General features: G+C 34.0%; 1 protein-coding gene. It reads right to left on the minus strand.

What is annotated here, in order from left to right; translation table 11 throughout:
* Positions 1 to 570, minus strand: a 570-nt coding sequence (locus tag GBZ86_RS19060) for a phage major capsid family protein (RefSeq protein ID WP_207707492.1), incomplete at both ends; no start/stop codon positions are given.

Consider the following 570-nt stretch of genomic DNA (forward strand, 5'->3'; position numbering starts at 1 on the left):
TTAATTTAGTTATGTCAAAAATTAAGAAGGAATCATTATCTTTTGGCTTTCCTGTGGCATATTGTTTTACTAAATATGTTCTTTCATCCTCTAGGAATTTATATTCATCTGAATACTCTATTTTTTGCCCTGAACCAATTCCCATAAAATAATCCTTACCCATACCTGCTATTAGTTTTCCCTTTGGAACTGCTACAGATTGAATTATTTCACAGGGTATAGGCATAACTCCATGTACATAAGTGCCTTGATTTGTTAAAAAGGTAGTGGCACCAAAGATTTTTTCCCAGTAATCTAAGGGATTTACTAAAATTAATACTGAAGGAACTGCTCTTTTACCCTCCTTAGTTAATGGAGCCATTATACTTTTTCCTAAAGTGCTTGGCTTTAAATCATTTAAAGGAGTTGCAGTTTTATCTGTATAAACTCCTTCTGTTACTGCTCCCTTTAAGTTTTTAAGCATTCCTATAGGTTGTTCCTTTCCTGTACCTGCCACAATAGCCAGTTCTAAAGCAATGGAAACTGATTCACTTAATACTACTCTTACATACTTATCAAGCCACTGTGCTC

The sequence above is a fragment of the Clostridium tarantellae genome (genome assembly GCF_009295725.1).
Classification (GTDB): domain Bacteria; phylum Bacillota; class Clostridia; order Clostridiales; family Clostridiaceae; genus Sarcina; species Sarcina tarantellae.